Here is a 10,945-nt window from a genome sequence, read left to right as displayed (position 1 = left end):
GCGAGCATGGCTGGGCGACGCCCTATGGCTGCCCTCGGGCTCCTCGTCGCCGCCTTGCTCAGGCTCCACACCATGGCTTGGCGGTTCAGCCAGGGCCGACCAGAAGGTCCCGGTACTCAGGGTGGCGCTCGAAGTAGGCGGCGACAAACTCGCAGCGGGGCAGAACCGTGACACCCTCCTGGCGCAGACGGTCGAGTACGCCGCGAACCAGTTTCGAGCCAACGCCCTGTCCGGTCATTGCCTCCGGCACCTCGGTGTGGGTCAGCACCATCCGGCTGCCTTCTCGCCGGTATGCGACGAAAGCAGTGCTGCCGCCCTCCGCCATTTCGAACCGGCTCATCGCCGGGTTGTCTCGAACCTCCACCATGAGTGGTCGCTCCACGATCTGGTTGCAGGGCGCCGGTTGTGGCTACCCGCTCAGCCGGAAGGAACGCCCCTGTAAGCGGCCGGTGCCCGTGCTCGACGCGAGCGCCCTCTACGCATCGCCGAACCAAACTGCATTAGATGGGACAGTCGCAGGTGGTGTGCTCCTACCGGCCTGGGTGCCTCTTCACGGCGTCAACACCGCAGTTGGTAGGCGGGAGTGAGTAGCGCCGTCATCCCAGGTTTGGCTGAACACCATTGGGCATGGACGACGCGACCGCGTCGGCGAATCTCCCACCTTTCAACGGTTCTGCGCCACAGCCCGCGGGCAGCCCTGACCGGGGACGAAGACTCCACCTTGCGAGGTATTGGCGCCATTCGGCAAACGATCCGCGCCAAACACCAGTAAACACCCGCCGGGTACCGGTGATGCGTAGACGATACCCACCGGGTCGACTGGCCGCGTCACGGGCTGGAAACGTAGCTGCGGCTGGGCTTCGCCGGCTGGTGCAGCCGGCGAAGGTGTCTGGCCCGAGGCTGGAGCAGCGGCGCAGAGCAATACAGCAGTGACAATTGTACGCATTCTCATCGCTCCGTTGGCTGAGTGTTTAGGTGTAAGCTGGACTACTGCTTCGAGCCGCAGCCTCGGTTGTACCGGCGGCACCTTCATAGGCGGGACGCACCACGCTCACCCGAGGTGCCGGCTCCTTCGGGTTTACACCGCTCCATCCGACAGGCCAGTATTCCTTCGCTTGAGGGAGAGCGTCACATGGCCACCGGCACCGTCAAATGGTTCAACATGCAAAAGGGCTTCGGCTTCATCCAGCCCGATGACGGAGGCAAGGACGTGTTCGTCCACATCACCGCCGTCCAGGCTGCTGGGCTGCAAAGCCTCAACGACGGGGCGAAGGTCTCATTCGAGGTCGTGCGCGAGCGCGGCAAAGAGGCCGCCGCGAACCTCAGGCTCGCCTGAGGCATAGCGCGCCGGGTCCTCGCCCGGCGCGCCAGGGTCACTGCTGTCGATGATCACCCCGCGGGACGGCGCGTTACGGTGCCCGGCAGCCCATGCGCCTGAGGAATGCCACCTGCCGGAAGCACTTTCGCCGGGGCTGAGTGGGGCTGCCGACCACCTCGGCGCCCGCGGGTACGTCCGACATCACGTCCGCCTGCGCGCCGACCCGGCAGTTGGGGCCAATCGTCAGGCCCTCGCCGACGGCAGCGTGAGGACCGAACCAGCAATGGGCGCCGATCTCGGCCCGACCTCGGTCGAGTGATCGATGCGCGCCCCTCAGCAAGGATAACACGCTTCCCGCTCTTGCAGGCGACATGCACCACCCAGGCGTCGGGCCGGTCGATCCTGCACAACAGCCTCACCTCGGGGCGGTCCTCCATCGCTCGCTCGAAATCGTCAAAGGCTGCCGGAACTGCGGCTGCTGGCCGGTTCCGGCGGGGTGGCACCGATCGGTACATGCGGCGTCTACTCCTCTTGCTCGCGGCGCGGCGGCGATTTTCGCCCTACGCTCCACGATCCAACCAAGGAAGAGCGCGCGTCCGACGTGCAGGGCGGTGCCCTTAGGGGACCGGCAGGTGCCCGGGCGGCCCGCCGACGCCTGTGCAGGGGTGCGGCATCCCCAGCACGCCGGGCATGCATCCGGTCCCCACGCGCGTCCTCCATATGGGGTTTCGGACGGTGAAGGGAAAAATCTTGGCGGACCATCAGATTGCAGGAGCCGCTGGATTGTCCGACCAATGCGCGGGCAGTTAGCCTACCGGTTGGAACAAGAGAGGGGCGGAGCACCCATGGCGAAGAAGAACCCGGTCGTCCTGATCCACGGCTACTCGGACAAAGGCGTGTCTTTCCTGCCCTGGCGGAACGTGCTCCTCCAAAACGGCTACGCCGACAAGGACATCCACATCTGCTCCTACCGGTCGCTGACCAACGAGGTGACGATCAAAGACATTGCCGAGGGCTTCGACCGCGCCCTCCGGAAGCGCCCTGGCTTGGAGGATGTGCATCAGCCCTTCGACGCCATCGTTCATTCGACCGGCATGCTCGTCATCCGCTCCTGGCTTTCGACCTATCAGGAGCGCCGCGGCCGCCTGAAGCGCATCGTGGCGCTCGCCCCGGCCACTCACGGCTCGCCACTCGCCCACAAGGGGCGTGGCTTCCTCGGCGCCGTATTTAAGGGAAACCGCGAGTCCGGCCCCGACTTCCTTGAGGCAGGTGACCTTGTGCTGGACGGCCTGGAACTCGGCAGCCGCTTCACCTGGGACCTAACGCACAAAGACCTGCTCTGCGACGAGCCGTTCTACTCTCGCGGCAAAGAGTCCCCGTACGTCTTCATCCTGTGTGGCACCGAAGGCTACGGGGGTATCCGCCATCTCGCCCGCGAGGAGGGATCGGACGGCACGGTCCGCTGGGCGGGTTGCAGCCTGGACACCCGCAAGATTACGCTCAACCTCGCTCGCGATCCGGCCATGTCCGCGGACGTGAAGGCACATCGCGCGAACAGCCGCGACATAGAAGCCATCGGCGCCCTACCGATGCCCTTCTGGCCGATTGCGGGCAAGAACCACGGCACCATTGTGAGCGAGCCGGACGGCCCGCTGGTGGACCTCGTGCTCCGGGCGCTGTCCGTGGAGGAACCGGACGAATTCGACAAGTGGCAGGAGGCGGCGGATGCCGCCACTAAGGAGGCTAGGGCCAAACTGGAAAGGTGGCAGCAGTTCGTGGTGCGGGTGATGGACGAGCGCCAGGACCCGGTGCGGGACTTCCACATCGAACTCTTCACCCGAGGCGCCGACGGCGACCGCCGCGCCATCGACTTCGACGCGGACGTGCACCTCTACCGGGCCGACCCGAGCTTCCGGTGTTTCCATATCAGCCACGACAGGCTCCTCAAGGACTGGGGCGGGGTGGTGCCCGACAACTTGTGGGTGCGCCTCATCGCGTCCTCAGGGTCCGAACTCGTCGGCTTTCACGGGGTCAATAGCAGTCGCATCCGCGAGGACGGCACCGGCATGGACCCGGAGGGTGTGTGGGACGCCGAGTTGCCGTTGCCGGAGACCTTCGGCGATCACGGGGTGACGCTCTTCCACCCCTTCACCACGACCTTTGTCGAGGTGACGGTGAACCGCGACCCCATGCCCTTCGCCACGGACCCGAACCGCATCTGCATCTTCGGCCTCGACTGGAAAGGATGACGGACAGTGGCTCGGCAGCAAGGACCAGCGGAGCGGCGGCGGTACTGGCGCTCACAGGTCGACACCCGGCTCGTTTGGGAACGGCCCCTGTCTAACGTCGTCGCTCATAGCCGCGCATGGGCGGATCACTGGACCACTCCATCGAGCCCGCGATGGCGATAGGCTCGGGCTGCGCAACTGAGCCGCCGGTCCGACCTTGACCGGTGCACCTCGGTGTTGCCGCCCTGTGGCACCTCCCGCGGTCATCGCAGTCCGAAGAAGGACAGGACAGCGACTACGACAACCACGAGACCAACGATGTAGATGATGTTGTTCATGTTGCTTTCCGTTCAGTGGCGACCGTGTAGTGTCGACCCGACAGGCAACGCGCAGCGCTCAGGACAGTTAGCGGGTCATCCGATCAACACCACGATCTATGCTGCGGCCGGTACGTTCGGCAGGGCCTTCACGCTGGCAGGCAGCGAACAGCAGGAGTGGAGCGATAATCAGCAGAATTAGACGAGAAGCATGGCGCATTTCGCATCCCTTTCATTCGAGGCCGTCATCAGGTCGGCCGCTTTCGCCTTGAGGATCACGTTTCAGGTTGACCGGAGCCCGGTCTTGTCCAACGCAAATGCTGTGGTGCTGCGGAGGCATGAAGGCGGCGATAACGCGAATGGGATTAAGTCACAGCCATCCCCTACATGTGCTCCAGAGAGCGCAGCGCAGCGATACCATTGAGGCGGAGACGCCCGACCCGCCGCTCCCCGGGCGCGGGCATGATTCCCGCTCTCGGGCTTGCGACGACGATGCAGGGGCACAGCCTGGGGTCACGGTGCTGCTGCGTCTGTAGCAGCATCGCATGCCGGTATTACGCCAAGTCACGGGTCCGCTTTCCCTGCTCAAGGACGCATCATGTAAAATGGGCGGCGCCGCCCACCACGCGCTCGGTCGCCTTGAACGGTTTCTCCCAGCGCGGACGGATGAAGCGCTCCATGTGGAGTAGCATCGGTAGACATGCTCAGGTTCCTGCTCCGCGGTTGGCACGATGTCCGCCCAGGGCGTGGCGCGATGGGTGACGGCTCCGAAGGCTCCTCCCGCCCCGGGCGGGCGCCTACGGCCCTCAGGCGGGTTCCGTAAGGGCGGCCATCGTGGTCTCGCCCGGGACCGGAGCCAGGATGCCGACGGCGGACAGGCGCGCCGCCGCGGCCACCGCCTCAGTGGCGCCGGCGACCGCCTCCGGCGCGCCGTGGTGAACCATGTGGCCAAGGCCGGGCACGATATTGGAGGTCGCTGTGCGGGAGGGCGCGGTGGAGTCGGGCCGACTGCCGCTACCCCTGGCGTGAATATCTAGCCGACAGTGATCCTGGGGTACGTCGTCCCGAACGTCGGAGCCCGCTTCAACAGTGCGGCGTTCAGGTCGTCAATCAGCCCCGCACTGCGGAGTTCCAAATGGTAGCACACCGAAGGAACGAAAACCGCCCGAAGACCATTGAACTGCACGATTTCACGGACCTCCTCCTCCCACTCAGCAGGGAAGCTGTAGAGGCCCGGCCTAGTCCGGTAATCCTGCCCCCAGCCCCTCAGGGCCATCAGCAACAGCATCTCATTGAAGATATCGTGCAATCGCACGCGGAGAAATGGGAAAGGTACAACTGTCGCACAGCAAGGATCGGCGGCTTCATCGAATGCGGCCTCAAATTCGGTAGCGTGCACTGTGCTCAGAACCGCGAAGGCTTCGATCCAACCGGTACTCATGCGCGCACCGTGATGCTGCAATCGCCGGCCTCAACACCGATTCGACCGAACTCCCGCAGGACGGCGGCGCGCCCGGCGGAGTTCCAGAACCACTGCTCGATCACGGCGTCGTTGTTGGCGGCCGGAGCGAGGTGCCGCTCTCCGTGCTGCTTGGTTTTGAGATGCCGGGTCAATCTGCCAAGCGTTGCCGGGTAGATATCCAGCGTCTCGGCAATTTCCGTCGTGCTGAAAAGGCCATTCTGCGGCGCTTGCGGCAGCAACCTCGCTGTGCTCGGCGAGAGTAGCGTCGGCAAACCCTCGGCTGCAATCCAGCGCTTAAAATCCTTTCCGACATCCGGGTCGCCGGCAGCAACAACCGACGAAAGGCCAAACAGATTCACGGCAACCACGCGCCGACAATGGCCAGCGGAATTAAGCTCAATGACCACGCGCTCGTCTGAATTAAGATCAGCGGCGAAAATGCATGCGGCACCAACAGCGTAGCGGACATCCGCAAAAACGAACAGCGGCATACCATCGAGAACCGAAGCACGAATATCGACGGAATCAAAAACTAGGGTCACTACAGAAGACAATTTATGTATTTCCTGAAATTTTATCAGCCACACAATCAATAGCGCATCGCGGACTAATTTCCGCCGCTACTACACCACGACTTTCATCGTTGGTCTTGATTATCTAATACCATTCTTCTCCTCATATTTCAACCATTTGCAAAATCTTTTACTGTTCTTCTCCATCATACCTGAGACGCGCTACATTCTTCAGATCACCACCAGCATCGGCTCCTGAACAAAATTCGGCTCCGGCATGTGCGTGTCGAACCGGTCCTGGCTGAGGACGATCATCCTCAGCGACCAGACACCATCGTTGTTCGCTGGCGTCCACCCGCCGATCTCTCCCGCAGTGGCGACGCGTCAAAGCAGTAGCGCCGGCTCTTGCTCAGCAGCAGGACATGCTCGTAGCAGTGGACCGGCCGGTCACCGACTGGCGCGGGGACGAAATTCGGTTTCACCCACGGGATCATAGACCGGACCCACGGCCACAACTTTGTCGGCCGATATCCCGAGCATCCGCACAAAAGCACCGGAGGTGCACGTCGGCGAAGCTCTGCCGGGTCAAGGCGCCCATTGTTCGGGAGTCTCATGCCCGCATGGGCGCCAAACCTGGGGCTGCGATCCGTCGCCCGGCCGCACGCCCCATCGTCAGATCGGGAGGGACTTCCCGTAGCGGCACCGCTGGACACCGCAGCGGAGGCGCCCAGTGGGAGAGCGCCACAGCCTCGCTGGAGCGAACAGGCTGGTGCGCTGGGGATGATCCCTGGTCGAAGACTCCGTCGACCCCTGGGCCGAACCCGAGGCGCCTCATCCGGACGAGAATGGGATAGATACGCCGGGCCAGCACCCTCGGCCGGAGGAGGAGCAGAAACGCATTTCGAACACCTGACTGGACGGGACGAGCTTCAGCGCCGGGAGTCAGCCGCCGGCGGGTGCGAGGGCGAACACTGGAGGCTTATCTCCGGCAAAGGGACCGCGGCTGCGCTTGCCCTTCGCCTGCACCACCGGAGCCTGATGCCCCATCAACGAGGCACCCTCGCCAAGGCACAGCGATCAGAGTACTCGCGACAACATTCCTATGACGTGGTGGTGACTGGCAGTCATCGCAAGTCGCTTTACGTTCCCCAATCGGACGTTTGCGGAATGTAAATTATGTTTCGGCGGAGCTATGCCGCGTATCTTCGGGTGTCGACTTTGCGGCAAGGAGCTTCTGGCCTCGGCCTTGATGGGCAGCGCGCCGCAATTCGCGCCTTCCTGGGTGATAGCTCACTGCCAGTCGCCGAGTATGTGGAAATCGAGTCGGGCCGAAAGAACGATAGGCCGAAGCTTGCGGAAGCGCTTGCCTTTTGCAAACACACCAATTCCGTCCTCTGTTTGGCCAAGCTCGACCGGCTTGCACGCAATGTGCATTTCATAAGCGGCCTGCTGGAAAGCGACGTAGAGTTCGTCTGCGCCGATATGCCCACGGTGAACCGCTTGACCATTCATGTCCTCGCTGCGGTGGCCGAGGAAGAGGCACGTGCCATCAGCAGCAGGACCAAGGCAGCGCTCGCTGCATGGCAAGCGCGGTTTCCCGAGCGGCGGCTGGGCAACCCCAACGGATTTGTCGAAGGTGTGCATCTGCTCGGCAATACGATGAGGTCGCGCATCGCCGACGAACATGCGGCTCGCATCGGACCAACGGTTAGGGCCTTGAGAGATGGTGGGATGAAACTGGCGGACATTGCGGCGAGGCTCGGTGAGATGGGCGCAAGGCCGCCACGCGGTGGTGCATGGAAGCCGACACAGGTCAGACGGGTGCTTCTGCGCATCAACGATGCACCAAATTCTGCGCCGGCGAGTTGCAGTTAAAGATCGCTGCTGTGCTGCGCCGGCGAGTTCCGTTGATCAGCAGTGTAGCCTCCAGCAAGCGTCTAGGCGCAGGCAGGTCTTGGTGACGATCAGCCCGTCAGGGTCATACGTAAGCGCCAACCTGGGTAAGCTATCTGCACCACGATTCTAAAAGAACCAACGAGCCTCAAGTTGGCAGTCGACGTGCTGCCATCTGAATGGAGGGCGTAGCCTAGGCCATCATGAACTCGGCTGACCCGAGCCGTATCAGCCTGCCCTGGTGGTTTCCGCCAAAGGTATCACTCGGCAACCGCGCATATGCGGTAACGGCACCTCTGACGAACTGCTCTTCTCCGCTGGTCGAGTGCGGTGCCGGCGAATTCGGGGCAACCGGGCTTTTGGTCGACACAAACCAACGGGCTAGGTCTCAGCCTTCTTGCTCGCACCGCGAGAGCCGGCGAGCGCAGCCGTGCGGAGGACGCCGGAGGCGTCCTGCCCGCGGTACGCGATGGCGGCACGTGGCCACGAGGCGCCCGCCGCCGAGTGGACGCGGGAGAATGACAGCCAAATGGCTGGTGCCTTGGCGCTGACCGAATTGCGAATGAGCCGCTGCTCGGTGCTTCATCCGGCGGGATCAGAGATTGGGGCGGTGCACGCAGGCGCGCACCACCCCGCTCGACACGATGTGGCGGCTTGACGGCTTGCGGTCGTCGGTCTCGCTCCGCTCGACCTCCGATCCTCGCCTACCGCCACACCGCGTCGGTTCGTGCAGTCAATGCAGTCGAGAATTGCTGTTTGGCATACTGGTCAGGTACAAGGATGGAGGACTGGAATTGACCAGTGCGCGGCGAGTAAAGCGAGCCGTGCCAGCCGGTAGGGCTGCTGCGATAAATACGTAACCCACCTTCTATTATAGAAGGCTGGATGACTGAATTACCGAACCTCTTTGGGGTCGGAAGTGCCGCTACCAATTTTCACCTAGCATATCAGAGAGCCATGACGAACACAGTTGAAGAAGGTTTGGATTCCCAGCCCAGCAAAATTACCATCAGCTACAACGAAGGCCCGCCGGCCAGCGGAAAAAGTGAATTTCTTAAGCGTCTGATGCTCGGCGAGCCGGGCCGCTATCTCCTGGCCGTGCCAACGCAACGGCTGCTCAGCGAACAGACAGAAGGACCGGACGGAATTCGGACGAGATTCGCCGCCGCTGGTCTCCCATCCTCAGCCGAGGTGATCGCCATCTCCACTGCAACACACACCCGCAGTGTGCGGCGCGCTCTGGCAGAAGCGGGCATTTTGTACCGCGATAATGGTCACGTGGTGGTGGTGTGCACCCATGCCGCCTTGATGACCACCGATCTGTCGGCATTCGACGGCTGGACGCTTTTGATCGACGAAGTGCCGAATATTGTCGCCTGCGACACATGGAGGACCGGCGGCTCGGTTGCGCAGTTCGAGGCAAATTACCGACTCTTACCCGTGACGGGGAGTACGACGTGGAGCCGGGTTGCGGTGCGGACCGATGCACCCGGCGCAGCGGCGATCGCCGGTGATGATCTTGTCAACGGCTTGGCGACATTTCACAGACGGGCGCTGTCGCGGTCAGGGGTTTATGTCAACCTCACCGATTGGGCCGAGATGGAATCCGGCGAGAACTGGTCGTGGTGGTCAATTTGGGAGGTGTCCGAGCTTGCAGTTTTCGACCGGGTCCTGCTGGTCGGAAATGCGTTTTCCCATTCGGTGTCGCGGCGGCTGATGTCGGAGCGACCGGGCGATGGGTGGCGGGCAGACTTCCGCCAGTTCTCCCTTCCAGGGGAGCGGAGAAGCGTTGCGCCGCGGCGGGTTGTCATTCGCTATTTCACCGAGCATGCCGGCTCGACCTCATTTTGGACTAAACATTCGGACGGACAGCGGTGCATCCAAACTGTGGCGGCGTGGATCGCTGCGCACACACCTGCCGACACTCATATGTTTGCAGCCAACCGCCTCATTGAGGCGCCGCTGACCCAAGCGCAGATTAAGGGACTTCGGCTGACGCCCGGCGTCGCCGGGAGCAACGAGTACGACAGCCACCAGCATGCCAGCATCATATATTCGGCCAAATTGACCCCACAGGAGGAGAAGGCGCTGGCACTGTTCCACATCGACCCTGACGAGGTACGCAGGTCACGCGAGTTCGAGACCATTTTGCAATTCGTCTTCCGCGGCATTATTCGGCGACCGGAGTTCGGAGGCACCTGCTTTTGGAATGTCTACGACGGTGATCAGGCACGGTTCCTCAAGGCATTTGTCGAAGAGCACGGGATGGCTGAGGTCGAGTTACAATACGTCGACGTTGGCATCGGCGATATTGTCCGCCCAAAGAAGCACAGGAAGGCTGTCGGCGATGCCGCCGATGCGCGTAAGGCGAAGCGCCGGAGGAACAACACCGAGCGGGTGCGCGCACACCGGGAGCGGAAAAAGGCGGAGAGGGTCGCGAGCGGCGATCACCGTGGTCGCGGTCGGCCGAGGAAGGATGGCGGCACGAAGGCGAGTCCGTGACGGCCGAGGCGACGCGCGCATGGGACCGCCACAACGATGGCCAATACATCTCCGTCTCGATCTCCTGGCACTGGCTTGACGATGTGCGGCAGTGGTGTGCAGAGAACTGTGTGGGTGATTTTGTGATCGTGCTTGGTCAGCGTGTGCTGTTCCAGGCGAGCGAGGATGCCGCGCTGGCGACGCAATGGTGGCGACGCGAGGAGGACTGAGCGGCCTCATGGCGTCGAGCCGCGCAATACATTTGGAACCGGTGAGGCGGCGCAGCCGAAGGTCTACCTGTTCACGGCTGTCCGCCGCCAAGTTTGCCCGGTCGAGAGCGATGGCATTTGGCAGTGCGGCAATCCGGCAAGTCCGGCGGGCGCTTCCACGCATCTATGACCAGGGCGGTACTCAGGACTTCCATACGCATTTTGACAAGGATTAGTGCTGTGTGGCCGACGACCCAGGCATGCTGAACAAAACTCGCACGTCTTGGGTCTCAGAGTCCGTCCGAGATCATTTGATGGTCTGGCATAGCCTTCGGACCATGATGCGGACCGAAGCCCAGCGCAGGAAGGCGAGTGCAGAGCGGTTCAGACATTCCCAATCCTTGGCCAGCCGTCGGCATCGGTTGAGCCAACCGATCGTGCGCTCGACGATCCACCGCTTCGGCAGCACGACGAACTTGTGGAGGTCGGATCGTTTGACGATCTCCAGGTTCACCTGACCGCAAA

Annotated in this window: 11 protein-coding genes; 6 read left to right on the top strand and 5 right to left on the bottom strand. The window is 62.8% G+C overall.

Annotated features, from left to right (window positions below; translation table 11 throughout):
* Positions 1 to 85: 85 nt before the first annotated feature.
* Positions 86 to 367, bottom strand: coding sequence for a GNAT family N-acetyltransferase (locus H7965_RS26530; RefSeq protein ID WP_186773558.1), 282 nt, complete (start codon positions 365 to 367; stop codon positions 86 to 88).
* A gap of 765 nt (positions 368 to 1,132) precedes the next feature.
* Here H7965_RS26530 and H7965_RS26525 point away from each other — a divergent pair.
* On the top strand, positions 1,133 to 1,336 hold the full coding sequence (locus H7965_RS26525) for a cold-shock protein (RefSeq protein ID WP_186773557.1): 204 nt from the start codon (positions 1,133 to 1,135) through the stop codon (positions 1,334 to 1,336).
* Between the two features lie 73 nt (positions 1,337 to 1,409).
* Here the strand turns inward: H7965_RS26525 and H7965_RS26520 are convergent, their stop codons facing one another.
* The gene (locus H7965_RS26520; protein WP_261394396.1) at positions 1,410 to 1,691 is read right to left on the bottom strand and encodes an LbetaH domain-containing protein; all 282 of its coding nucleotides are present in this window, start codon (positions 1,689 to 1,691) and stop codon (positions 1,410 to 1,412) included.
* 472 nt (positions 1,692 to 2,163) lie between these two features.
* On the opposite strand from H7965_RS26520, the gene H7965_RS26515 reads away from it, so the two are divergent.
* Both H7965_RS26515 and H7965_RS26510 read left to right on the top strand, forming a co-directional pair.
* Positions 2,164 to 3,567 (top strand): esterase/lipase family protein, encoded by a 1,404-nt coding sequence (locus tag H7965_RS26515; RefSeq protein WP_186773555.1) that lies wholly within the window; start codon positions 2,164 to 2,166, stop codon positions 3,565 to 3,567.
* A 315-nt stretch (positions 3,568 to 3,882) separates the two neighbouring features.
* The gene (locus tag H7965_RS26510) at positions 3,883 to 4,065 is read left to right on the top strand and encodes a hypothetical protein (RefSeq protein WP_186773554.1); all 183 of its coding nucleotides are present in this window, start codon (positions 3,883 to 3,885) and stop codon (positions 4,063 to 4,065) included.
* Positions 4,066 to 4,896: 831 nt separating this feature from the next.
* On the opposite strand, the gene H7965_RS26505 is transcribed toward H7965_RS26510, so the two are convergent.
* Positions 4,897 to 5,304: a hypothetical protein gene (locus H7965_RS26505; RefSeq protein WP_186773553.1), complete on the bottom strand. Its 408-nt coding sequence runs from the start codon at positions 5,302 to 5,304 to the stop codon at positions 4,897 to 4,899.
* Positions 5,301 to 5,879: a BRO-N domain-containing protein gene (locus H7965_RS26500; RefSeq protein WP_186773552.1), complete on the bottom strand. Its 579-nt coding sequence runs from the start codon at positions 5,877 to 5,879 to the stop codon at positions 5,301 to 5,303. Before H7965_RS26500 ends, H7965_RS26505 begins: the two co-directional genes overlap by 4 nt.
* A gap of 1,134 nt (positions 5,880 to 7,013) precedes the next feature.
* Here H7965_RS26500 and H7965_RS26495 point away from each other — a divergent pair.
* The 3 genes from H7965_RS26495 to H7965_RS26485 all read left to right on the top strand — a co-directional run bounded on the left by H7965_RS26495 (position 7,014) and on the right by H7965_RS26485 (position 10,441).
* Positions 7,014 to 7,712, top strand: coding sequence for a recombinase family protein (locus H7965_RS26495; RefSeq protein WP_186773551.1), 699 nt, complete (start codon positions 7,014 to 7,016; stop codon positions 7,710 to 7,712).
* A 975-nt stretch (positions 7,713 to 8,687) separates the two neighbouring features.
* The gene (locus H7965_RS26490) at positions 8,688 to 10,232 is read left to right on the top strand and encodes a hypothetical protein (protein WP_186773550.1); all 1,545 of its coding nucleotides are present in this window, start codon (positions 8,688 to 8,690) and stop codon (positions 10,230 to 10,232) included.
* On the top strand, positions 10,229 to 10,441 hold the full coding sequence (locus H7965_RS26485) for a hypothetical protein (RefSeq protein ID WP_186773549.1): 213 nt from the start codon (positions 10,229 to 10,231) through the stop codon (positions 10,439 to 10,441). Before H7965_RS26490 ends, H7965_RS26485 begins: the two co-directional genes overlap by 4 nt.
* Positions 10,442 to 10,727: 286 nt before the next feature.
* Here the strand turns inward: H7965_RS26485 and H7965_RS26480 are convergent.
* A partial coding sequence (locus tag H7965_RS26480; RefSeq protein ID WP_186773548.1) for a transposase occupies positions 10,728 to 10,945 on the bottom strand: 218 nt, incomplete at its 5' end.

Origin of the sequence: Siccirubricoccus deserti (genome assembly GCF_014283215.1) — a bacterium.
GTDB lineage: Bacteria > Pseudomonadota > Alphaproteobacteria > Acetobacterales > Acetobacteraceae > Siccirubricoccus > Siccirubricoccus deserti.
Note: the sequence above shows the minus strand (reverse complement) of the source record. Positions and strands in the feature narration are given on the sequence as shown.

Bases quoted from the DNA above. Each gene is read 5' to 3' on its own strand.
- H7965_RS26530 (WP_186773558.1), bottom strand. From the start codon at position 367: ATGGTGGAGGTTCGAGACAACCCGGCGATGAGCCGGTTCGAAATGGCG.
- H7965_RS26525 (WP_186773557.1), top strand. From the start codon at position 1,133: ATGGCCACCGGCACCGTCAAATGGTTCAACATGCAAAAGGGCTTCGGC.
- H7965_RS26520 (WP_261394396.1), bottom strand. From the start codon at position 1,691: ATGTCGCCTGCAAGAGCGGGAAGCGTGTTATCCTTGCTGAGGGGCGCG.
- H7965_RS26515 (WP_186773555.1), top strand. From the start codon at position 2,164: ATGGCGAAGAAGAACCCGGTCGTCCTGATCCACGGCTACTCGGACAAA.
- H7965_RS26510 (WP_186773554.1), top strand. From the start codon at position 3,883: ATGTTGCTTTCCGTTCAGTGGCGACCGTGTAGTGTCGACCCGACAGGC.
- H7965_RS26505 (WP_186773553.1), bottom strand. From the start codon at position 5,304: ATGAGTACCGGTTGGATCGAAGCCTTCGCGGTTCTGAGCACAGTGCAC.
- H7965_RS26495 (WP_186773551.1), top strand. From the start codon at position 7,014: ATGTTTCGGCGGAGCTATGCCGCGTATCTTCGGGTGTCGACTTTGCGG.
- H7965_RS26490 (WP_186773550.1), top strand. From the start codon at position 8,688: ATGACGAACACAGTTGAAGAAGGTTTGGATTCCCAGCCCAGCAAAATT.